The 22,009-nt window shown below is 69.2% G+C and carries 17 protein-coding genes and 1 tRNA gene; 6 read left to right on the top strand and 12 right to left on the bottom strand.

Annotated features, from left to right (window positions below):
- Nucleotides 1-236: 236 nt before the first annotated feature.
- From OG858_RS39015 to OG858_RS39000, 4 genes are all read left to right on the top strand, one after another.
- Nucleotides 237-1,094 carry a helix-turn-helix domain-containing protein gene (locus tag OG858_RS39015; protein WP_256960766.1) on the top strand — a complete coding sequence of 286 codons (858 nt, stop codon included), beginning with the start codon at nucleotides 237-239 and terminating at the stop codon, nucleotides 1,092-1,094.
- Nucleotides 1,091-1,366 (top strand): DUF397 domain-containing protein, encoded by a 276-nt coding sequence (locus OG858_RS39010; protein ID WP_086750868.1) that lies wholly within the window; start codon nucleotides 1,091-1,093, stop codon nucleotides 1,364-1,366. The genes OG858_RS39015 and OG858_RS39010 overlap by 4 nt, the downstream gene beginning before the upstream one ends.
- Nucleotides 1,350-1,973, top strand: coding sequence for a hypothetical protein (locus OG858_RS39005; protein WP_327725361.1), 624 nt, complete (start codon nucleotides 1,350-1,352; stop codon nucleotides 1,971-1,973). The genes OG858_RS39010 and OG858_RS39005 overlap by 17 nt, the downstream gene beginning before the upstream one ends.
- Nucleotides 1,974-2,192: 219 nt before the next feature.
- Complete coding sequence (locus tag OG858_RS39000) at nucleotides 2,193-2,612, top strand: MarR family winged helix-turn-helix transcriptional regulator (RefSeq protein ID WP_086750872.1); 420 nt, start codon at nucleotides 2,193-2,195, stop codon at nucleotides 2,610-2,612.
- Between the two features lie 95 nt (nucleotides 2,613-2,707).
- Here the strand turns inward: OG858_RS39000 and OG858_RS38995 are convergent, their stop codons facing one another.
- Nucleotides 2,708-3,691, bottom strand: coding sequence for an aldo/keto reductase (locus OG858_RS38995; protein WP_319266645.1), 984 nt, complete (start codon nucleotides 3,689-3,691; stop codon nucleotides 2,708-2,710).
- Between the two features lie 138 nt (nucleotides 3,692-3,829).
- On the opposite strand from OG858_RS38995, the gene OG858_RS38990 reads away from it, so the two are divergent.
- Both OG858_RS38990 and OG858_RS38985 read left to right on the top strand, forming a co-directional pair.
- On the top strand, nucleotides 3,830-4,831 hold the full coding sequence (locus OG858_RS38990) for a glycoside hydrolase family 43 protein (RefSeq protein WP_328545272.1): 1,002 nt from the start codon (nucleotides 3,830-3,832) through the stop codon (nucleotides 4,829-4,831).
- A 1,615-nt stretch (nucleotides 4,832-6,446) separates the two neighbouring features.
- Entirely contained in the window at nucleotides 6,447-7,466 is a 1,020-nt protein-coding gene (locus OG858_RS38985; RefSeq protein WP_328543972.1) for a hypothetical protein, read from the top strand.
- A gap of 302 nt (nucleotides 7,467-7,768) precedes the next feature.
- Here the strand turns inward: OG858_RS38985 and OG858_RS38980 are convergent.
- The 11 genes from OG858_RS38980 to OG858_RS38930 all read right to left on the bottom strand — a co-directional run bounded on the left by OG858_RS38980 (nucleotide 7,769) and on the right by OG858_RS38930 (nucleotide 21,929).
- Nucleotides 7,769-7,842: transfer RNA gene (locus tag OG858_RS38980), tRNA-Pro, on the bottom strand.
- Between the two features lie 80 nt (nucleotides 7,843-7,922).
- Nucleotides 7,923-9,140, bottom strand: a complete 1,218-nt coding sequence (locus tag OG858_RS38975; protein ID WP_328543973.1) for an FxsB family cyclophane-forming radical SAM/SPASM peptide maturase — start codon at nucleotides 9,138-9,140, stop codon at nucleotides 7,923-7,925.
- Nucleotides 9,137-9,331, bottom strand: a complete 195-nt coding sequence (locus OG858_RS38970; protein ID WP_328543974.1) for a hypothetical protein — start codon at nucleotides 9,329-9,331, stop codon at nucleotides 9,137-9,139. The genes OG858_RS38975 and OG858_RS38970 overlap by 4 nt, the downstream gene beginning before the upstream one ends.
- A gap of 259 nt (nucleotides 9,332-9,590) precedes the next feature.
- Entirely contained in the window at nucleotides 9,591-13,643 is a 4,053-nt protein-coding gene (gene fxsT / locus OG858_RS38965; protein ID WP_327745386.1) for an FxSxx-COOH system tetratricopeptide repeat protein, read from the bottom strand.
- Nucleotides 13,640-14,974, bottom strand: a complete 1,335-nt coding sequence (locus OG858_RS38960) for a TIR-like protein FxsC (RefSeq protein ID WP_086753015.1) — start codon at nucleotides 14,972-14,974, stop codon at nucleotides 13,640-13,642. The genes fxsT and OG858_RS38960 overlap by 4 nt, the downstream gene beginning before the upstream one ends.
- Nucleotides 14,975-15,302: 328 nt before the next feature.
- The gene (locus tag OG858_RS38955) at nucleotides 15,303-16,451 is read right to left on the bottom strand and encodes an FxsB family cyclophane-forming radical SAM/SPASM peptide maturase (RefSeq protein WP_373420779.1); all 1,149 of its coding nucleotides are present in this window, start codon (nucleotides 16,449-16,451) and stop codon (nucleotides 15,303-15,305) included.
- Nucleotides 16,452-16,552: 101 nt separating this feature from the next.
- On the bottom strand, nucleotides 16,553-16,735 hold the full coding sequence (gene fxsA / locus OG858_RS38950; protein WP_060905937.1) for an FxSxx-COOH cyclophane-containing RiPP peptide: 183 nt from the start codon (nucleotides 16,733-16,735) through the stop codon (nucleotides 16,553-16,555).
- Nucleotides 16,736-17,013: 278 nt separating this feature from the next.
- On the bottom strand, nucleotides 17,014-17,925 hold the full coding sequence (locus OG858_RS38945) for a YceI family protein (RefSeq protein ID WP_086746957.1): 912 nt from the start codon (nucleotides 17,923-17,925) through the stop codon (nucleotides 17,014-17,016).
- Between the two features lie 119 nt (nucleotides 17,926-18,044).
- Nucleotides 18,045-19,085 carry a maleylacetate reductase gene (locus tag OG858_RS38940; RefSeq protein WP_328545273.1) on the bottom strand — a complete coding sequence of 347 codons (1,041 nt, stop codon included), beginning with the start codon at nucleotides 19,083-19,085 and terminating at the stop codon, nucleotides 18,045-18,047.
- A 26-nt stretch (nucleotides 19,086-19,111) separates the two neighbouring features.
- Nucleotides 19,112-20,071, bottom strand: a complete 960-nt coding sequence (locus OG858_RS38935) for a dioxygenase family protein (RefSeq protein WP_086746953.1) — start codon at nucleotides 20,069-20,071, stop codon at nucleotides 19,112-19,114.
- Nucleotides 20,072-20,162: 91 nt separating this feature from the next.
- Nucleotides 20,163-21,929 carry an FAD-dependent oxidoreductase gene (locus OG858_RS38930; protein WP_086746952.1) on the bottom strand — a complete coding sequence of 589 codons (1,767 nt, stop codon included), beginning with the start codon at nucleotides 21,927-21,929 and terminating at the stop codon, nucleotides 20,163-20,165.
- Nucleotides 21,930-22,009: the final 80 nt, after the last annotated feature.

The raw sequence follows: 22,009 nt of genomic DNA, 5'->3' as shown, positions 1-22,009 counted from the left end.
TGACACACACCCTGCGCGGATCTGCGGGTCCGCACGGCGCCGCCCCGGCCGGGATCGTTCCCGGCCGGGGCGGTGTGCTTTCTGCCCACTTTCGACCTCTCCCGCACCCAAAGGGACTTCCTCCACGCAATTGCGTCAGTCACATGTGTATTCTGAACTCGGGCCGGGGACAAGCAAGTTGAGCGGTCGGCACACTTGCGTCACGCGAGGCATCACCGTGGGGAGAAGCGATGGCCATGGCGGGGGGACCGACGGTACGGCGACGGCAGCTGGGGGCGGAGCTGCGGCGCCTGCGTGAGCACGCCGGCCGGAAGATCGAGGAGGTCGCGGCCCACCTCGAATGCTCCATGTCCAAGATCAGCCGGGTGGAGACGGGCCAGGCCCCCATCAAGGCACGGGACGTACGGGACCTGCTGGGGTGGTACGGCGTCACCGACCCGGCGCAGATCGAGACCGTGCTGCAGATCCACAAGGACGCGCAGCAGCAGGGCTGGTGGGCCCACTACGGCGAGGTCCTCCCCTCCGGCATGGCCACGTACGCCGGGCTGGAGTCCGACGCCCGCGCGCTGCGCTCGTACGAGCCCACGTTCGTGCACGGACTGCTCCAGACCGAGGACTACGCCCGCGCCGTGATCTCCGCCGCGCGCCCGAACGAACCGTACGAGGTGGATCAGCTGGTGCGGTTCCGCAAGGAGCGCCAGGCGCTGCTGACCCGTGACCCGGACCCGCTGGAGCTGTGGGTGGTGGTCGAGGAGAGCGCGCTGCGGCGCCCGGTCGGCGGCCCGGAGGTGATGGCGGCCCAGCTCGCCCACCTGGCCGAGGCGACGGCCATGCCCCACGTCACCATCCAGATCATGCCGACGGCCAAGGGCGCGCACGCGGCGCTGGCCGGGATGTTCTCGCTGCTGGAGTTCGAGGGCCACACACCGACCGTGGTCTACGTCAATTCCATCGCCGGCAACGTGTACCTGGAGAAGGAGCGCGACGTACGCGCCTTCGTCCAGACCTTCGACCTGGTGCGGGCAGCGGCCCCGGATCCGCAGGAGACGCCCGCCACGCTGGAGAACATCGCGAGGGAGATGCGGAGCCGATGACGAGCACGGACGACGGGCGACGGGCCCCGCAGGTCGAGCCGACGGCACTGAGGAACGCGCTCTGGCACAGGAGCAGCCGCAGCTCGGGCAACGGCGCCTGTGTGGAGGTGGCCTTCGTCGAGAACCTGATAGCCGTCCGGGACTCCAAGGACACCGACGGGCCGGGGCTGGTGTTCCGGCCCGCCGCATGGCGGAGGCTCGTCGGCGGGGCACGTTCGGGGTGGCCGGGTGGCCCCTGTCCACGGGAAGCCGCCCATGCACGGGACATCTGACTGGGTGGACGTCGCGTCCGGTCCCGTCTCCGGACTCCTCGCCTCCGGCGCCTTCTACGCGTCGCAGACGTTGTGGACGGCCGCCGGTGTCGCGGTGGCCGTCCTCATGGGCTGCGGCGCGATCTGGGCCGCACTGCGCGCGGCGCATCCCAGACGCCGGCTCACGTATGCGACGAGCCATGCCCCGCTGGTCCACGAGCCGGTAGGCGGCGCGCTGGAGATCCGGTGCAACGGCACGCTGCTGGCCGATCCCCACCTGGTACGGATCGTCCTCACCAATCCGGGCCGGCGGGACATCCCGAGCGGCGCCTTCGACCGCGGTCAGCCGATCCGGGTGGACCTCGGCGTGCCCTACGTGGAGCTGGTCGCCACCGAAGCGGAGCCCAGCGCGGCCGAACCCCCGCCCGTCACCCTCCACGGTTCCGAGCTGAGGATCGGTCCGGGCCTCATCGGCTGCGGTACGACCGTCACCTGCCTTCTCCTGGTCGACACTCCCCCGACCTGCCGCTACCGCCACTCGCTCCTGGACGTCAAGGTGGAGCAGATCCCCCTCCCGGCCGCCTCGCGCTGGGCCGTCATGCGCCAGGCCCCGCTGGTCCGTCCGTAGCGCCCGCCCCACGGACGCCCTGACGCCACACCCCGGCACATCGCACGATTAAATCGTGGCCGACTAAATGACACACAATAGAGTCGGGGGGACTTGAAGGTAGGGTGGGTGATCGTCATGCAGAGCACAGGGCGGAGGAGCGACACCGTGAGCACAGTCGGCGACATCGTGAGCACGACCGGAACGGCCCAGGACCCGGCCTCGGCGCCGGAGCGGAGTCTGCTCCTGGACGACCAGCTCTGTTTCGCCCTGTACGCCGCCTCGCGCGCGGTCACCGCCCGCTACCGGCCGCTGCTCGACGAGCTGGGACTGACCTATCCGCAGTACCTGGTCATGCTCGTGCTCTGGGAGCAGGACTCGATCTCCGTACGCGACCTGGGAGCCGCGCTCCAGTTGGAGTCCAGCACGCTCTCCCCACTCCTGAAGCGCCTGGAGGCCGGCGGCGTGCTCCGCCGCGAGCGCCGCACGGACGACGAGCGCTCGGTCTCCATCCGCCTGACCGAGTCGGGCGCCCGGCTCGAGGAGCGGGCCCGGACCGTTCCCGTGGACATCGGCGAGGCCATGGGGCTGACCCCCGAACAGCACACCATGGCCAAGCAGTTGCTGCGGCTGCTCACGGCGAACGTCGCTCGGGCGTGACCCGGGACCGGGACTGCCGGAAGGCCGGCGGGAACGAGGACGGGAACCTTCAGAAGGCGGCGTGACCGAGGACGGGTGCGCCCGGCCCGCGTGGTTCAGTGCGCGGCGTCCAGCCTGACCCGCTGCTCCTCCGTCAGCTCCAGTTCCACCGCCCCCAGGTTCTCCTCCAACTGCGCCACCGACGACACCCCGGCCAGCGGAACGATCGGGAACCGGCCACCCAACTGCCAGGCGAGCACGACCTGGTTGACGGTCGCACCGGTCTCCCGCGCCACCTCGCCCAGCACCTTCGTCCGGGCGGGGGTACCCGGGTGGTCGTAGTCCGGCTGCAGCTTGTCCGGCCGCACGTACCCGCCCGTGAGCAGCGGTGAGTAGGCGACCAGGGTGAGGGCCGGCTCGGCCTCCAGATAGCTCAACAGTTCGGCGGTGGTCGCGCCGAGGGTGCCGTCCGCCCAGAGGTCGTTGGGGACGTCGGTGCGCGGTCGCAGATAGCTGTGGTGGTACTGGAGCACCTCGTAGCCGGGCAGCCCGGCCGCGGCGGCGAGGGCGCGGGCCCGCTCCACCCGCCACACGGCGTGGTTGCTCGCGCCGAGCAGCCCGACCGTGCCCTCCGCGACGAGCTCCGCGAACCCCTCGACGGTCTCCCGCGCCGACACCGTACGGTCCTCGATGTGTGCGTAGAGCAGGTCCAGCCGCTCCACCCCGAGCCGCTCCCGGCTGCGCTCCGCCGACTCCCGGATGACCTTCGCCGAAAGCCCTTCCGCGTTGTCGACATAGCTGGTGCCGGGCGCGAGGGGCCGGGCGCCGAGCTTGGTGGCGATGACGATCTCGTTGCCGATGCCCCGGCTGCGCCGCCACCGTCCGAGCAGTTCCTCGCTCTGCCCGCCCTGCCCTCCGTCGATCCAGAACGCGTAGTTGTCGGACGTGTCGATGAAGTTCCCACCCGCTTCGACGTAGCGGTCGAGCACCGCGAAGGATGTCTTCTCGTCGGTCCGCGAGCCGAACAGCATCGCGCCGAGCGCCAGCACACTCACCTCACGGCGGGTCCCCGGATCACTGCCTATCGTGCGGTACTTCATGCCGTTGCCTCCCGTTCCACCCGGATCTCGGGCCTGAACGGGAGTCTTCAACTTGGAGCGCACGCGAAGTCAAGGCTCCCCGCTCACTATTCTTCGACCGTGACCGTGACCAAGAGCGACCCGAAGCACCTTCCCGCCATGCGGCTTCCCGACATGCCGCTGCACGACCCGTTCGTGGTCGCCGACGACAGAACCCGCACCTACTACCTCTACACGTCCAACGACCCGACCGTTTCGGGCGTGGACGGCACCGGCACGATGGTCTACCGCAGCGCCGACCTGCGGGACTGGACGCGCCCCGTCGTGGTCTTCCGGACGGCCGAGCAGAAGGGCATCTGGGCGACCGAAGGGGCGTGGGCGCCGGAGGTGCACGCGTGGGACGGCCGGTACTACCTGCTCACCACGCTGCACGACGAGGACAAACCGCTCGATGTGCCACCGGCCAACCGGTGGGGCACCCCCTTCCGGCTCCCGAACCACATGCGCGGCACGATCACAGCCGCCTCCGACTCGCTGCTGGGCCCGTTCACCGTCGTCGACCCCGCACGCCCCACTCCACCCGAGAACCTCATGACCCTCGACGGCACCCTCTACGTCGACCCGTCCGGGCAGCCCTGGATGGTGTACGCGCACGAGTGGCTGCAGACCGTCGACGGAACCATGGAGGCGATCCGGCTGGCGCCGGACCTGACCGGGACCATCGGGGACCCTGTCTTCCTGTTCAAGGCCTCGGACGCGTCCTGGCTCACCGAGCAGATCCCCGGCGGAGTGCCGCACCAGCTCGCGCCGTACATCACCGACGGCCCCCAGCTGTACCGGACTCCCGACAACTCCCTGCTCATGCTGTGGTCGACGTACGAGAAGAACGTGGCCGGCGCCGACGGCACCATCAGCGGCGGCTATGTGCAGACGTACGCGGTCTCCAGGTCCGGCGACCTCGCGGGGCCGTGGGACCAGCAGCGGCCCCTGGTCCGCGAGGACAGTGGCCACGGCATGCTGTTCCGCACCTTCGACGGCCGGCTGATGATGATCCTCCACCGCCCCTTCGAGAACGCGCGCGGCAAGCTCTACGAGATGCGGCTCGACGGCCACGAACTGCACGTGCTGCGCCGGTGTGCCGACCTCGACGGCGGCGGCTGAGTCCCGCGCGAACGACCGCCGCACATGCCTCTCCGTGAGAGGCAACGCGTCCGCCAGGTGTTCGCCGAGGAGCCCGACCATGCGGTCGCGATCGCCGACTGCCAGTCCTTCCTCGACCCCCTCCGCATGCTGCCGAACACCAACGGCACCAGGAACCGGGGCGTCTTCCGGACTCCGACGCCCGTCCGTCGAAACTCGGCGGAACTCCGCGCAAGGCACTGGATCCCGAATGGAACATCCAGGCGGCCTACTGTCTGTGGAAAAGCACGGGCGACTTCAACAACCGGCCGTACTGTGAGCGGGCGCGCACCAGCTCACCCTCAAGAAAAAAGCCGCATCGACATACACCGATACGGCTTCCAACCTGCTTCTCCACAAGTCGGAACGACAGGTTCTGAACCTGCGACGGACCACCCGGGACGTCCCCCTGGATACTGTTCGATTTTCCGGCCTGACGGGCGACGGCACAATCACGACTCCGCGGTTTTGCGGACAATTCGTTTCCAAAATATTCGAAGGGCAGCCCCCACATCTTCAAGACGCTGCGACTGCTGCCCGTGCCCGTCAGAGGGTATTCCTGGTTCCCGGCCAGTCACCGGACTCATCCTTGAGGATTCCTGCCTGCGTGAGTGCGTAATAGATCCCCTCCACCCAGCCACCCCTCTCCGCAAGGTTCCGTGCCGGTTCCGCAGGGGGCGATCACCTCTGCACTGCGTCCCATGTCACGCCTGGTCCGGGCCAGGCAGAACGCACTCCTGTCCGCGCTCCTCATCGGCAGTCAGGTACTCGCGTGTCACGCCTTCGTAGCGCCCGTGCAAATCGCCGCGGACGAGATGCTTGATCGGGTAGGCGGGCCGGCGCGCGGGATCATACAGGACTCACAGGGCAGTGGAGGAAATGACTCTTCTCGCCGATTGGTCATGCCCGCGTCCACCAGAAGCAGGTGGTCCACTTTTCCGCGAGCGCGTTCGACATTGAGAATGCCCTTGTCCCCGAAGTCAACCCAGGGGTGGCGCCGTACAGCTCGCCGGGGACACCATCGAGGAATTTTCGAATCACACAGAGGGAGATGGTCGGTTTCATTCCTCTGACCCCACCTTCGAGTTTTCGATCGGGCATGACGATAAATCCTGAATCACGTGGAAAAAAGTCGCCGTAATCACTTGAGCCACTTCGACACAAGGGTTGCCGGCGCAACGGTGATTCTCGTTGTGAGCGAGCCGGGCGGAGCGTAGGAAGCAGGCGGATTTCGGTAGCCACCCTTGCCTCACGGAGTGGACACACTCCACAGGCGTCCCGGAGTCGGCCGTTCACGTCGAAGTCGGATGCATGTCATGGGCACGACAAGAGAAGTGAGGCGAGCGGCGGGTGGCCCCCGACAGGGCAGCACATCACACAAAGTGCGCAAACCGTGACAAATGGTAATGATGGGTGTGTCGCCCCTGCCGGGGCGGCGTGACTATTCGACTTCGCGAAATCAGGAGACCGCATGAGTCCTGACTCCAGGACACGTTCCTCACTTGGCCCGCTCCCCAGGCGGAGCACCTGGATTGCGGGCAGCAGCCTTGCATCCCTCGCTCTCGTGCTCACGGGCCTGGCCAGCCCCGCTCTCGCGATGGAGCACACGAAGACGGTCGCCAACAGAGCCTCTGCCACCAACCCGAGTGGCGACGACCAGGGTGACTACGGCGACTACGGCGACGGCGGCAACGGCCAGCGGGGCGAGACCGGCCCCACGGGACCCACCGGCCCGACGGGTGCTGACGGTGCCGATGGTGTCGACGGCGCCACGGGCGCCACGGGCCCCACGGGCCCCACCGGACCCACCGGCGCTGACGGCACCAACGGTATCGACGGCGTCGACGGCGTCGACGGCGCCACCGGCGCCACGGGCCCCACGGGCCCCACCGGACCCACCGGCGCTGACGGCACCAACGGTATCGACGGCACCAACGGCGTCGACGGCGCCACCGGCGCCACGGGCCCCACGGGCCCCACCGGACCCACCGGCGCTGACGGCACCAACGGTATCGACGGCACCAACGGCGTCGACGGCGCCACCGGCGCCACGGGCCCCACGGGCCCCACCGGACCCACCGGCGCTGACGGCACCAACGGTATCGACGGCACCAACGGCATCGACGGCGCCACCGGCGCCACCGGCGCCACGGGCCCCACCGGACCCACCGGCGCTGACGGCACCAACGGTATCGACGGCACCAACGGCGTCGACGGCGCCACCGGCGCCACCGGCGCCACGGGCCCCACCGGACCCACCGGCGCTGACGGCACCAACGGTATCGACGGCACCAACGGCGTCGACGGCGCCACGGGCGCCACGGGTGCCACCGGCGCCACGGGTGCCACGGGTGCCACGGGCCCCACCGGCCCCACCGGCCCCACCGGCCCTGTGGACGCAACGATCCTCACCCAGGACTACAGCGTCCTGTTGGCCGTCGAAACGTCCTACGACTCCCCGTCATGCCCGGCCGGCACCGTGCCCATCTCAGGAGGCCTGTCCGCCAGCGGCCTCGCCACCGTCCTCGCGGAGACCTTCCCGAGCGGGGACCACTGGACCGTGACCGCGACGGCGGCTGCCCTCAGCACCCTTACGGTCTACGTGGTCTGCAGCTGACCCCACACCTCACGACCGCGTTCTACGCATGAGTCCCCGCCGGTCTTCCGGCGGGGACTCATGCGCGCAGGGATTCCGTCTCGGCCCGGTGCGGCGGAAGAGTCGGCTTCGCCATTCCGTCCGGGGCCGGCGATGGTGCCGGGCCGGTCGCTGGGGCGCCGCCCCGCGCTCCCCGGCGAGCCCGATCGCGGTGGCCCACCACCACGGCCAAGGGGGGCCGGTCCCCCATTTGGTCCCCGAGAAAGATCGAGGGGCCGTTTCGGATTGCTCCGAAACGGCCCCGGATCCACGACTCTCACGAGTCGGGACGACAGGATTTGAACCTGCGACCCCTTGACCCCCAGTCAAGTGCGCTACCAAGCTGCGCCACGTCCCGTCGCGTGTCCACGGAGTGTCATGTGAACGCGCAGGTAAACCCTACCGTACGCGCCTCCGACATCCGGCTCGGACAGGCTCCTACGGCGCCGGAGCGATATCGGCCCGCACCCGGGCCCGGATGTGCAGGGTCAGCGCTGCCAGGTCGGCGCAGTAGACGGAAGGGTTACTGAAGCCGCTCCCGGAGGCGTACCGGTGGGCGAAGAGCCCGCCCCCACACACGCCGAGCAGCAGGCAGCGCCCGCAGGTGGGCCCCAGCCCGTCGGCGCCCGACTGCCGTTGACGGATCAGAGGCTGTTCCAGGACGTCGTCGAGAGTGTTGCGGAAGACGTCGAGCCCTGTCTCCGGAGCGCCTTGGTAGGCGACCTTGAGGGAATCGGACTGCTCGATGGAACCGTCGGTCTCGATGACGGCCAGCGTCGCCGGGGCCAGCCCGACGGACTCGGTGCGCATCGAGCCGCCGAGGAGGCCGGCCATCAGCTCCTCGAAGAGCCGGACGCCCGTCTCCCGTACGGGGGCGTCGTACCAACGGTCGAACACCCGCCGCAGCCAGTCGGCGTACGGCGTCTCCCCCGAGTTGTCCGTCACTGCGCGGACGGTCACCGGCGGGACAGCGGGTACCCGGTTCATCCGATCCGCGAGTCCGGGGGGCGGTGTGTCCCAAGTGCCGTGCGGCAGCAGGAGGTCAACGCGAGGAGGGTGTGAGGCCAGCAGCGCCTCGTAGGTGTCGACGGGGTCGTTGGCCAGATCGATCGTGCACAGCAGGCCTGCGTACAGGACGCGGTACCTGGGCTCTCCCAGTCGGCCGAGTCCCTCCATCACCCGCCGGTGACTCCCCTCGCCCTTCAGGAGGCGCCGGTGTCGGTCATGGCCGGCCTGCGTGCCGTCGAGGCTGACACTGACGCCCACCCGATGCCGGTGGAGCACGTCCAGGGTGTCGGGGGTGAGCAGCACGCCATTGGTCTGCATCGAGAAACGGACGGGCACCCCCGCCCTCGCCAGTCCCCGCGCGAGGACATCGAGCAGTTCCCCCAGCCGCCCGGCCCCGAGAAGCAACGGCTCCCCGCCGTGCAGCACGATCCGGACGTCGGGCAGCCGGTGAGCCACGGCGTGCTCGGCGATACGCAGGGCCACTTGCTCGGCCACAGCCGCTTCCATGAGGCGCGGCTTGTCGCGCCAGCTGGTGTCGGCGGAGTGGTAGACGTAGCAGTAGTCGCAGTCCAGGTTGCACTGGCTGTGCACCTTGAGGATGAACTGCCGCAGGCACACCGGAGTTGGCGGGACCGGCGGAGAGATCACCGCATCGGTGCTTCAAAGTCGATCGACGATTCGAACTCGGCGAAGTGCGTGACATCCGGATCGGCGGCCTCGTGTTCGAGGCGGCGCAGGATGTGACCCAGAGCGTTGTCTGCGGCGACAAGATCGGGGCCGGCGGGCGCGGTTGGCGGAACCATAGAGCTGACACCGTTCTCGCGGGGACCAGAACTCATACGGGGAATCGTGTGGCGATGGCGATCACGCCGTAACTCCGACCGGAGAATAGCAACGAAACACAGAGAAACGACAGGAAGTGCCATAATTCGCACAGAAGGCGGGTCCAGTCGTCAGCGGGACCCAGGAGAGCCTCTGTCCCATGTCCGAGGCGCATCCGATGCGCGCATCCGATGCGCCGGTCCCGCTGTCGCACCGGGTCCCGCAGACCAGATGGTCTGCGGGACCCGGTGACGTATCGCGTTCACTCGGCGGGCGTCACGTGACCGGTGGCTCGATGTCCGCGTCGATGGGATGCCAGCGCGTGACCGCCCGGGTCATCGGGTGGTCCCCGCCGAGTTCGGCACTGTCGACGGCGCGGCGCTCCGCTTCGCCATGGAGTCGCCCGGCCTCCTCCTGCAGCCGCTCGGCCTCCTCCGAGTCGTCGCGGCGCAGTTCGGCCGCGAGGTTCGAGGCACCGGCGATGGCGAGGTAGTGCTCCGGGCCGAGCACCTCGGTGAGCCCCTTGTGCGCTTCGCGGCCCACCTGGACGGCCCCCGCGTGGTCGCCGTTCTCGGACAGGTCCGTCGCATGGTTCAGCATGCAGGTGAGGGTGTACGGGTGGCGCGGCCCGAGGAGTCGGCGGAAGCGGTCGACGGTACGGATCGACAGCTCCAGCGCCGCCTCCGGCTCCCCGGTCAGCCGGAGCAGTACGGCGAGGTTGGCACCACAGGCGAGGGTGAAGACATGGTCCGGGCCGAACCTTCCCTCGTAACTGTCCAGGGTCTCCTTGGCGAGTTCGCGGCCCTGCACGGACTCCCCTCGGTCGTACAGGTCCGAGCAGAGGTTGGTCGCGATGGCCAGTGTGTCGGGGTGCTCGGGGCCCAGTTGTTTCAGCGCCCGTTCGTAGATCTCGTCCGTCAGCTTGTACGCGTCCTCGTACCGGCCCAGCCGACGGTAGAGGATCGCCGCTCCGAGAGATGCGCGGAAGGTGATCAGGTGGTCGGGGCCCAGCGCGCTCCGACTGCGCTTCAGCGTGTCCTCGATGAGCTTCAGCGCCTCCCGGAAGGCGCCGGCGGCCCGTAGGTCGCGCGCGTAGTTCGTGGCGGAGTTGAGGGTGGCGCGCTGGTCGGGGCCGGAGATCTCCCGGCGCTGCGTGAGGATGTCCCGGTTGGTATCACGGGCGGCCCGGCGGTTGCCCGAGAGGAACTCCGACACGGCCAGGTTGTTGGCCGCCGCGAGGGCGCGTGGGTGGTTCTCGCCGAAGACCCTCCGGGTGCGCCGCAGCGTCTCCCTGTCGCTCTCCATCGCGTCCGCATACCGGCCGACACTGCGCAGGTCGGAGCCGAGACTCATGGCCGCGCCGAGGGTGTAGGGGTGTTCCTCGCCCAGTATCCGGCTGCCCCGCTCGTACACGTCGCGCGTCACCTCGTACGCCTCGGCCAGGCGGCCCTGATCGCGCAGTGCGTTACCGAGTTCGGTGCGCAGACGCAGCACGAGTGCCTCGTCGTCGCCGAAGCGTGGCAGCCAGCTCTCGAGCACCCGCTCAGCCGTCCTGGTGGCCGTGTCGGCGTCGCCACTGCGCCACAGGTAGCGGACAGTGTCACAGATCCACTGCCGTACCTCGAGGTTGTCGCTCTCCTCGGCCCTGGTGGGCCACAGGTGAGGGAGCAGGGCGGCGTAACTCTTCCAGTTCTCGGACTCGTCGGGGTCCTTCGGATTGGCCTGGCCGAGTACGGCTTGGGCCTGCCCCCTCATGACGTCCTGCTGTTCGCCGGTGAGCTGGTCCCGGAGCACATGTTGGATCAAGCGATGCATGGTCAAAGTGTCCGTCCGCTGGTCGGCCTGTGCGAGCCCATTCCGAACGATGTCGCCGTAGAGTCGGCTCATGAGCAGCGGATCGGAGAGGCTCCGGTCATGGCGTTCGAGCAGTTCGAGTGCGGGGCGGCTGCTGAACAGCTCCCGGGGAATGGGGTCCGGCCCGAAAAACGCGCACAGTTCGAGCAGAACGGCTGCGGCGGGCGTGCGTGTCTTCAGCCGTTCGAGTGACCAGGTCGCTGCTGCCGACGTCGGATAGTCGGGGGCGGACCGGCTCCCCAGGAAGTCCGACATCTTCGTCCGCAGCATGTCCACGTAGGCGTCCACCGGCGTCGCCGACTCCAGCAGTGAGGCGGCGGCGAGGCTCACCGCCAGGGGGAAGTCCCCGAGTTCCTCGGCCACCCGGGCGGCTTCCGCGGGCTGCAGTTCCTCGTTGTAACGCCGCAGCAGCGCGACGCTCTCCGCACGGGTGAAGAGGTTCACCTCGACGCGTGCGGCGCGCTCCGCCCACGCCGGGTCCCGCGACGTGATGAGGATGTGCTTGCCCGGTCCGCTGGCCGGAATCAGATTGTCGAGGTCGGCCGGCTTCTCGGCGTTGTCGTAGACCAGGAGCCAACGAGAGTACGGCGTCCCGAGGCGCAGCTTCTCCAGCACCTCGTTGCACACCGCTGTCAGGTCCTTGCCGCCGACGGGTATACCGAGGTGCCCGGCCAGCGTGTTCAGGTCCTGCCGGATCTGAGTGCGATCCGCAGCCTTGATCCACCAGATCAGGTCGTAGTCCGACTCGAACCGGTACGAGTACTCGAGAGCGACCTGGGTCTTGCCCACACCACCGAGCCCGAACAGCGCCTGCGGCAGGACGGCGGTGGTGCCTGCGAGCAGACTGTCACGCAGACGTTCGATGGTCGTCCGGCGGCCCGTGAAGACGACATTGCGCTGTGGTCGACCGCCTATGACCTGCGGCGGCGTCCCCGGGATCCGGGCCGCGGCGGCCAGGCCCGCAGCTCCCGAACGGGACCCCGGCTCCGCCGAGCCGCCACGGTCGACGGCCGTCAGCAGTCGCGCCACGGCCTCCTCCGCGGAGACACCGGCGAGGCTGACCGCCGGAGGGGACGCGAACTCCGACGAGGGCGGGGAGTCGTCGACCCGGAGGGGGACGACCAGGCCTATCTGTCCGGCCGGGTCCCTGCGGCTGGTCTGGTGCCAGATCTCCCGTGCGGGCGGCAACGCGACGTAACGCGGGGAGAGGAGGACCAGCATGCGGCCCTCACCGGCCAACGTGTGCTCCAGCGCCGTCGGGGTCGCGGAGGTGACGGTCAGGTCGTCCGACTCGATCGGGGCCAGCGTCGCCTCGTAGCCGACCGCCCGCAGCACCGTGACGATCCAGTCGGCCCACAGCCGGTCGGTCGCGGCGTAACTGACGTAGAACGTCTTGCGAATCATCGGGGAGGTGCGCTTGTACTCCGCGTGCAGCGTCAGCCGGTAGGCCTCCGGCATGTTGCTGAGACGGGAGACCCGATGGTCGGTGAGCCGGGCGGTGAGCCGTTCGAAGGCGGCGAGCAGAGCGCCGTCCTGTCGCCGCTCCCCCACGGTCGCGGGAATCTCCTCATACGCGTAGCTGGCCTTGTACGGGATCTCGACACTGCTCCAGTAGTGCTCCTGCTCCTCGGGCGGAACCCAGTCCAGGAACGGTGCGAACAGGCTGCGAGCCTGGTACCGGCCCGCCTCCAGGCGGTCGGGTCCGGCGTCCTCGACGCGCATGGGGACGGGCATGATACGGATGTCGCGGTGGTCGTGGAAGTTTCCCGTGTTGAGCCGGTTCTCGACGTTGCGGCGGATCGCGGCCGCCACGCGGGCCGCGCCGTTGATCCCCTGCCGGCTGAGTGTGAAGCAGTCCACGACGATGTCCGGCATGACGACCGTACAGATGCTCGCGGTGTCGCTGAGGCCGGTCCGGCTGTCGATCAGGACGTAGTCGTAGCGCGCGGCCATGTCGTCACGCAGTGCCTTGAGGAATTCGGAACCGCCCGTGAGGAAGAACGTGCTCCAGTCGAAGCTGTTGACGGCGGCCGCATAGCCCGAGGCGTCCTGCACACCGGCGGGCAGGAGGTCCAGTTTTCCGCCCGGTGGCAGCCGAAGTTCCGTGCCGACGACGTATCGGTCGACGCGGGCATGCTCGCGGTAGTCGGGGGCCTCGGGCAGTCCACCGCCGTTCAGCGGGGGCACGGGCGTGCGCCCGTTCTCCGCTCCGGAGTTCACCTGTGTCTCGCGGAGGGTGAACGCGCTGACCATCTCTATGATGCCGGCGCTCTCGGTGAGTTCGGGGTCGGCGAGCAGGGGCTGGAGATACGTGTGCAGTCCGGGCGCTTCGAGGTCCCAGTCCACGACGAGTACCCGCAGACCGTTGCTCGCGAGGATCCAGGCGGTGTTGACCAGCGCCATGGTGCGCCCCGTGCCGCCCTTGAAGGAGTAGAAGGTGATGATGGTGCCCCGGCCGCGGTCGTCATGGGTCATCTGTCCTGCTCCTGCTCTTCGATGGGAATCGGTTCGGAGAAGGGGCGGGCAGGTGTCGGTGGAGGTCCGGGCCTCGGCCGGTCGGGCGGCGGTGCCACACTCAGGACGGGGAGCGAAGGGGGTGGGCTCTGCGACTTCTCCAGGACACTGGTCCTGAGCGTGCCCAGGAACGAGAGGAGATGGTTCTGCACCTTCACCACGACGGCATGGAGCGCCCCGTCGAACTGGTCCGAGCTGATCCCCGATTGGAGCAGCGGCAGGGGATCCCCCACTCCTTTCGCCCAGTTGAACGGGAGAGCCCCCCGGACCGCCTCCCAGTACGCCTTGCTCCGGGCTCCGTCACCTGCGTCGTCCGGGCCGCACGGAACGATGGCCGCGCTGCCCGGATGGTTGCTCCGGTCGTAGGCGCGCAGAGCCCTTCCGAAGGGTTCGTCCGCAGCGGCCATCGCCTCCACCAGGAGGACCGCGACCTGTCCCCGCCCGCGCGCCTCGTCCAGGCTGGCGCCCAGCACGTCCGAGACGACCTCGGTCCGTACCTCGAAGCCACGCTCCTCCAGAAGCTGGCTCGCTCTCTCGGCCAGCGGTTCCGGACAGTCGGCGTGGTAGGGGTTCCAGTCCGTCGGTGTGTCCCCGTGGCAGCCTGGTTCCGCCGCCCCCCTGTGGGCGTCCGTCGAGGTCCGGGCGGCTACGAACAGCAGGGCGTGGCTTCCCGGCTCCGCGCGTTCCGCGGCAGACGGGAACGGGCCGGCGGCCTCCGGCGCGGTGAGGTCCAGGCCGTTGACGGGCAGTATGCGGAAGTGCTCGGCGGCGACGAGGATCTGGTGCGCGATGAGGTTGACTATGCGGCGGTACTCCTGGCCGCCCGGGTCCGCGACCAGGATGCGGCGCAGGCCCCACCGCGCGTAGTTCTCGCCGAAATCGAAGTTGTCGTACTGGATGTGGGCCGCGCCCGACGGAATGTTTCGTACCGGCTCCCACAGAACGGGAATGAGAGCCTTCGCGTCCACTCCTGTCACTGTTCTGTGGCTGCGTTGTCTGTCCTCGAACGCCTTCCATTCGCGACCACAGAAGTCGCTTCTGAAGTAGTCGGGCGTGTACAGGGCCAGCATGGTGCGGCAGCGGCCCAGTGCCTCGCCGAGGGCAGCGCTCCAGTCCTGCCCCACCTGAATGGACTGGACGTCGAAGAAGGGGCGATCGAAGGGCACGGGATTGCCCTTGTGTAATCGCCGCAGTTCTTGGCGTAATTCCGCGCACAGATCGTCGTAAAATCGCTTGACGAGGACGCGGGGTCCGCGCCTGCGCGCATAGCTCAGGAAGAAATACGGTTCCAACGAGCCCCCGACGTGCCGCGTTAGCGGGGTCCCTGTCGTGGGGTGGATGGATTCTCGTGCCTCGGAAGGTGGCCGACGCCGACGGCAGTGCACGCGGTTCGGTCGCCTCCCACACCTCCCCACCCCCCAACCGGTACCCCTCAGCCATAGCCTTCGGTTGAGTCGTGCCGAGACAGAAGACGATACCCCTGTCCAGCCCGACGGGCCCCGTTCCGGTAGGACCCGAATGCATGCTTCCCCTGTTCTCCGCGTCCAACTCCCTTTCCAGGTGCGCCCGTACGCGGGAACCGCGCGGGTGTCACCCGTGCGCCCCGAGTCGCACTCCGGCTCAGGAGAGGGCTGACGGGCGTTCCGGGCCGGCTTGCGGTGCGCTCGCGGCGAGCTGTGCCATCGCGGCGTGGACCCGGGAGCGGACGTGACCGATGAAGGCCGCCAGATCGTGGCAGTAGACGGACGGGGTCTCGAATCCGGTCGTTTCGTGGTGCCGGTGCGTGTAGAGGCCGCCACCGCAGACCTGGACCAGGGAACAGCCCCGGCAGACCCGGCCGAGACCGAGAAGCCCCGCCTGCCTGCGCCTCATGGTCCCGGTCGCCAGCACCTCCGAGAAGGCGTGCCGGAAGACATCGAGGCCCGTCTCGGGAACTCCTTCCCCGACGATCTTGAGCGAGTCGGAGTGTTCCAGGGCCCCGTCGGCCTCCACGACCACGAGGTCCACCGGCGCGAGTCCGAACACCTCAGTGTTCACGGCACCACCGAGCACTCCCGAGATGACCTCCTCGAACATCCGCACCCTTGTCTCCTTGCGCGGTGCGTCGAACCACCGGTCGAACGCGGCGATGAGCCATCGCGCGTACGGGATCGGCTCGCCGTCCGGCACGACGCCCGGCGGTCGTGACGGGGGAACCCTCCGGTGTCCGAGACCGGGCGGCGGGTGCCCCCAGTCCGCGTGCCGAAGGGTGAAGTCGACACGCGGCGGAGCGAATTCGAGGAGCGCCTCGTAGCTGGCGACGGGGTCACTGTCGAGATCGACGGTGCACAACAAGCCCACGAACAGGTCCCGATGGCGCGGTTCGTCGAGCAGACGCAGGGCCGCGGCCACCCGCGCGTGGCTGGCGCGGCCGTTCGCGAACCGCCGGTGTCTGTCGTGTGCCTCGGGCGTGCCGTCCACGCTGACCGCCACGCCGACACGATGGTGACGCAGCAGCGCGAGGAACTCGTGGTCGAGAAGGACGCCGTTCGACTGCATCGAGCAGCGCACCTCCACGACAGGGGTGAGACGCTCGGCGACGATGGCGAGCAGTTCGGCCAGATGCCGCTTGCCCACCAGCAGGGGCTCTCCTCCGTGGAGGATGATGCGCACCGTGGAAAGCCCGTGTTCACGGGCGTGTTCGGCGATCCGGTCCATTGCCTGGCGCACCGTGTCGAGGGCCATCACTCCCGGCCGTCTGCGCCAGCTCTGGTCGGCTGCGAAGTACATGTAGCAGTAATCGCATGACAAGTTGCATAAACTGTGTATTTTCAGCAGGAACTGCCGGAAAGGAACTGTGGGCAGGCCCTCCGGTTCCGGATCCGCCGTCATCACAGCGCACTTTCGAACACGACGTCGGTCGTCCTCGACGAGTCGTCCCGCTCCTGGAGGTGGCGACGTACGGCCTGGCCGAACGCAGTGTCCTTGCCGGCCTCCGCCTCCAGCAGAGCCGGCGACACTTCACGGATGTCGACCAGCTCTGTACTGATGTGGCTGTTCCGAGGCGCGTCCATGCCTAGCTGCCTCCCTGAGAGCCGATGGGCGCGGAGAAGCTGCCCCGCTCGGATGTATTCCCTGTCCATGCTCTGTCAGTGCTCTTCGCGCGTCCACAAGACAGTTGGGGTCAGTTGCCCCATGCATACATCCGGAGCATCAAGGTGCATCCTCGGCCATTCCTTGCCACCGTGGCCGAATTGGCGTACATGACCGCCGAGTTCTCGACTGTCGATGACCAGAAATGGTCGACCGGATTTGAACAGGGATTGAGCGGATATCGCGCGGACTTTTCCCTCTACTCCGGCGGCGTGGGCGTGTCGTGGGTGCGGTACATCGCCTGGACGTCCAGTTCCAGCTGGATGGTGGGGCCGACGACCGCGATGCCACGGGCGAGCATGGAGCGCCAGTTGAGGGTGTAGTCCTCGCGGTGGAGTTCGGACTTGGCGAGGGCGGCGCAGCGGAGTTCCTCGCCGTAGCCGCCGTTGACGGTGCCGAGGTAGGTGGTGTCCAGGGCCACGGAGCGGCTGACGCCGTGCATGGTGAGGCTGCCCTGGAGGGTCCACTTGCTGCCGCCGCGGTAGGCGAAACGGGTGCTGGTGAAGTCGATGTACGGGAAGCGTTCGACGTCGAGGAAGTCGGCCGAACGAAGGTGCGTGTCACGGGTGTTGTTGCCCGTGGTGATGCTGGACGCGTCGATGCGCACGTGGACGCGGGACCGGGTCATGTCCTGGGCGACCGCGAGGCCGCCCTCGAAGCGTTCGAAGCGGCCGTGCACATGGGCCATCCCGACATGCTTGGCGATGAAGCGGATCGCGGTGTGCGGTGGGTCGAAGAGCCAGGTGCCGGGGGCCGGGAGTTCGAGCGCCCTTGCCGACTGGAGCCACACCCGCTCCCGGGAGACACCGGCGTCCGCGACGATCTCGACCGTCTCGCGGTGCGGCTCCAGCCCCTCGGCCATGATCAGCACGCTGTAGGTGCCCGGCGGCAGTACGGCCATGAAGAAGCCGTACGGGTCCGTGGCACCGCGCGCGGCGACGCGGTGGCTGCGCAGCTCCGTCACCGTCACCTCGGCCGCGCCCATGGGTTGGTTCACGGGGTCCAGCACCTCGCGCAGGACGACGCCCGCGCCGTCCGGGACGGGGAACGTGGCGCCCGCGGCGCCTCCGGGGGCATTCCTGAATCGCCGCCGGAGCAGTCCGAGGGGCATGGTGTTCACCTTTCGGTTTCTCGTCAGTCGGTGCGGGTCAGTCGGTGCGGGTCAATCGGTACGCGCCGTTCGGTACGCGCCGTTCGGTACGCGTCCTTCGGTACGCGTCGGGCCCTCGGTCAGGGCCACACCGGAGGCCGGTCGCCCTCGTATGCCGCCCTCAGGACCTGCAGGGCGTCCGTCACCGTGAGCTTTCTCGGGTTGGGGTACGCCTGCCCCGTCACCTCGGCCGCTGCCCTGGTCAAGTCCGCTTCACCGAGGCCCAGTTCGGCCAGGGAGCGGGGCGCGCCGAGGCCGCCCGACAGGTCCCACAGAGCCTGTGGGGCGTTCTCTGCCGTCAGGGCTCGGCCGAGGGCCGTCATGGCGTCGGGTGCGGCGGGGGCGTTGAAGGCGAGGGCGTACGGAAGGACGACCGTGTGCGTTTCGGCGTGCGGAAGGCCGAAGGTGCCGCCGAGGACGTGGCACAGCTTGTGGTGCAGGCCCATGGTGGTCGCGCCGAGCGCGGCCCCGCAGAGCCATGCGCCGTAGAGCGCTCGGCCTCGTGCTTCCAGGTCCCCGGGGTCGGCCGCCACTGCGGGGAGTGCGCCCACCATGGCACGGGCGCCCTCCTCCGCCGTCAGCGACACCAGCGGCGAGGCGTCCGGCGCGTACAGGGCTTCGGCGGCGTGGGCGACCGCGTTGATTCCGCTCGTCACGGAGAGGAGCACGGGGAGAGAGAGGGTGAGTTCGGGGTCGTAGACAACGCTGCGGGGCAGGACCGACGGGGCGCGGCCGGTGCGCTTGGCGCCGTGTTCGGTCACGCCCCAGACCGGGGTCATCTCGGAGCCGGAGTAGGTCGACGGCACGGCGATCAACGGCAGTTCGGTGCGGAGCGCGATCACCTTGCCCAGTCCGATCGCCGAGCCGCCGCCGACCGCCACGCATCCGTCCGCGTCCGCGGCCCGCGCCGCCCGGACCGCTCGTTCGGCCACCTCCGCCAGTACATGCTGGCGGGCCTGTGCGAACAGTCCTGCGCATGCGCCACCGAGTGAGTCCGCGACAACCCGAGCTGTCTCGGCACCCCTCGGTCCGCACACCACCAACAGCCGCCGCAGCCCCAGCCGTTCGGCCTCCTCCGCCACCGCCGTCGCCGACGCCCCGGGGCGCATGACGACCCGCATGGGCTGAGCCTCGTACACGAACTCCACTACGCACGCTCCGAGTCGCGCGCGCCCGCGGTGTCCGGCGCGTCGAGTACGAGGTCGAAGTGGGCGTGGCGGAACGGGTTCCGGATGCCGAACCGCCGGGCCTGGGACGGGTCGTCGGTCTCCGTGAAGTCCTGGACGAGGCTCTCCTTGACCGCGAAGACCGCGTCCGAGTCGAGGTGGTCACTGCCGGCCACGAAGATGTGGGTGGTGACCGGGGTGTGCCCCTCGGCCGAGACGATGAAGTGGATGTGAGCCGGGCGGTAGGGGTGCCGTGCCGTCGCCCGGAGGAGGTCACCGACAGGGCCGTCCGTGGGGATGGGGTACGGGCTCGGCACGCAGGTGCGGAACCAGAAGCGGCCCTCGGCGTCCGCCGTGAACAGTCCGCGGCCGTTGCCCGGCGGTTGGAGGTCGGGCTGCTGGACGTCGTAGTAGCCCTCGGGGTTCGCCTGCCACACGTCGAGGACCGCGCCGGGCAGCGGAGTGCCGTCCTTGGACAGCACGCGTCCGCTGATCACGCACGGCTCGCCGCCGCCGACCAGGTCGATGTCCGCGCCGAGTTCCCGGGCCGGGGACTCGGTCATGTGGAACGGGCCGAGGACCGTCGACTCCGTCACGCCGCCGAGCCCATCGCTCTCGTCCCCCTCGGTGCTCTCGCCCTTCTCGTACCTCTCATCGCGCCCGTCACGCCCGTCGCTGTTGATCGTCTCGACCAGCATCGAGACACCGAGGACGTCCGACAGGAGAACGAACTCCTGCCGGGTGTCCGTGCAGGCCCGCCCGGTCGCCGTGAGGAAGGCGATCGCCTGCTCCCACTCCGCCGTCGTCGGCTCGGCCTCGCGCACGAAGGCGTGGAGGTGGCGGGTGAGGGCGGCGAGCAGCTCGCGCAGGCGCGGGTCGGCCGTGCCGTCGAGGCTGTCGACGACAGCCTCGGTGATCCGGGTGGTGAATTCGGTGCTCATGCCCCACTCCTACGACTGTTCACGCGGCTTCGCCACGGCTGAGACGGCAGATGTTTCCCCGCACACGGCGCCTGCCCCGGGGGCCTCCGGTTCAGGCACGCCCGAGAATCCGCCGGACCGCGTCCGTCAGCGACCGCTCGGCGTCGTCCGGGGTCGCGGCCGCCGTCACGTGGCGGAAGGCGACGTACCCGTCCGGCCGTACGAGGAGGGCTCCCCCGTCGGCCACCTCTCGGAGCCGTGCCCAGTCGCCGTACGGGTCCTCGTACTCCTGGCCGGGGCCGATGACGACGGTGGCGATCTCCAGGTCCTGGGCGGCGGCGGCCTTGATCCAGTCGGCGCCGCCGATGCCGGTGAGCAGGGTGAAGCGGCCCCGGCCGACTGTGTCGAGCGTGGACAGGGTGCGGGTGCCGGAGGTGATCCAGGCGTGCGGAAGTTTGGCGCCGGGGCGGGAGGTCGGCTGGTGGTACAGCTCGGGGTCGCGGTCGAAACCGGGGTCCGCCGTACCGTCGGGGACGATCGCCGAAGAGCTTTCGGCGGAGTACCGCTGGTTGAGGTCGACGCCGTGCGCGTTGAACTCGTACACCTTGAACGCGATCGCCTCGCGGAGCTTCGCCCGCTGTTTCTCGGCCGCCTCGGTGTCGTCCTTGCGGGCGGCGATGTTGGCCCACAGCTGTTCGGGGCTCTGCGGGGAGAGCCCGTCGAGTGCCTCGAAGACGGGGGCGGTCTCGCCGATGGACTTGTTGGCACGGGTGACGATCTGCCTGCCGATCGGGGCGCGTTCGGCGGTGTAGGTGTCGAGCAGCTCGGGGGACGCGGTGCCGTCGAGGACGAGCTTGAGCTTCCAGGCCAGGTTGTAGGCGTCCTGGATGGAGGTGTTGGAGCCGAGGCCGTTGGACGGCGGGTGGCGGTGCGTGGCGTCGCCGGCGCAGAAGACCCGCCCGTTGGAGTAGGTCTGCGCGTACATCTCGTTGACGGTCCAGGCCGAGGACGACTTGACGGTCACCGGGATCTCGTCGTCGCCGACCAGCCTGCGGACGATCGACTCGGCGTACTCGGTGGTCAGGTCGGGGGCGCCCGCGGTGACGTCGTACCCCCAGACGATCATCCACTCGTTCCAGGGCCGCACGCACCGGACCAGGCCCGCCCCGATGCCGCCGACGGTGGCGCCGGGGGCCAGCACCCAGTAGAGGGTTGACGGGCGGTGCGCGGTGTACTTCGCCAGGTCCATGTCGAAGACGATGTTGATGCTGCCGGCCACGCCCATCTGGCCGCCCATCGGCAGCCCGATGTCCTCGGCGACCTGTGAGCGGCCGCCGTCGGCGCCGATGAGGTACTTGGCGCGGATGGTGTACTCGTCGCCGCGCAGCCGGTCCTCGACGGTGACGGTGACGCCGTGGTCGTCCTGGACGAAGGACTTGTAGACCGTGCTGAAGCGCAGGTTGGTGCCGCGTGCCACGGCCGCGTCGACGAGCACGGGTTCCATGAGGTGCTGCGGCATGTCGCACATCCGGGTGGGGCTGGCCAGTTCGTGCGCGGCCTGGACGAGCGGGTCGTTGCCCCACGAGCGGACCCGGCCCAGCTCCTCCCCCGCGAGGCTGGTGCAGAAGGTCGTGTCGCCCATCAGCCGCTGCGGCGTGGCCTTCGCGACGACCTCGTCCTCGACGCCGAGGTCGCGCAGCACCTCCATGGTGCGCTGGTTGGTGATGTGTGCCCGGGGCGTGTCGGCGAGACGCGCGTAACGGGTGACCACGATGTTCGGGACGCCGTACGTACTCAGGGCGAGCGCGGCGGAGGCGCCCGCGGGGCCACTGCCCACGATCAGTACGTCGGTCACGACATCCGGCTCGACGGTGTGCACGGGAGACGCTCCAGGGAATGAGGACAGGCACCGACCGTTCAAGATCATGGAGGGCGGCGCGGGAGCGTGGGTGTCTCAAT

Origin of the sequence: Streptomyces europaeiscabiei, assembly GCF_036346855.1 — a bacterium.
In the GTDB taxonomy this organism is placed as follows: Bacteria; Actinomycetota; Actinomycetes; order Streptomycetales; family Streptomycetaceae; genus Streptomyces; species Streptomyces europaeiscabiei.
Note: the sequence above shows the minus strand (reverse complement) of the source record. Positions and strands in the feature narration are given on the sequence as shown.

Coding starts and splice junctions, on each gene's coding strand:
- OG858_RS39015 (WP_256960766.1), top strand. CDS start 237: ATGGCGGGGGGACCGACGGTACGGCGACGGCAGCTGGGGGCGGAGCTG.
- OG858_RS39010 (WP_086750868.1), top strand. CDS start 1,091: ATGACGAGCACGGACGACGGGCGACGGGCCCCGCAGGTCGAGCCGACG.
- OG858_RS39005 (WP_327725361.1), top strand. CDS start 1,350: ATGCACGGGACATCTGACTGGGTGGACGTCGCGTCCGGTCCCGTCTCC.
- OG858_RS38995 (WP_319266645.1), bottom strand. CDS start 3,691: ATGAAGTACCGCACGATAGGCAGTGATCCGGGGACCCGCCGTGAGGTG.
- OG858_RS38990 (WP_328545272.1), top strand. CDS start 3,830: ATGCGGCTTCCCGACATGCCGCTGCACGACCCGTTCGTGGTCGCCGAC.
- OG858_RS38985 (WP_328543972.1), top strand. CDS start 6,447: ATGGAGCACACGAAGACGGTCGCCAACAGAGCCTCTGCCACCAACCCG.
- OG858_RS38970 (WP_328543974.1), bottom strand. CDS start 9,331: ATGAGTTCTGGTCCCCGCGAGAACGGTGTCAGCTCTATGGTTCCGCCA.
- fxsT (WP_327745386.1), bottom strand. CDS start 13,643: ATGACCCATGACGACCGCGGCCGGGGCACCATCATCACCTTCTACTCC.
- OG858_RS38955 (WP_373420779.1), bottom strand. CDS start 16,451: ATGTACTTCGCAGCCGACCAGAGCTGGCGCAGACGGCCGGGAGTGATG.
- fxsA (WP_060905937.1), bottom strand. CDS start 16,735: ATGGACGCGCCTCGGAACAGCCACATCAGTACAGAGCTGGTCGACATC.
- OG858_RS38945 (WP_086746957.1), bottom strand. CDS start 17,925: ATGCCCCTCGGACTGCTCCGGCGGCGATTCAGGAATGCCCCCGGAGGC.
- OG858_RS38940 (WP_328545273.1), bottom strand. CDS start 19,085: ATGCGGGTCGTCATGCGCCCCGGGGCGTCGGCGACGGCGGTGGCGGAG.
- OG858_RS38935 (WP_086746953.1), bottom strand. CDS start 20,071: ATGAGCACCGAATTCACCACCCGGATCACCGAGGCTGTCGTCGACAGC.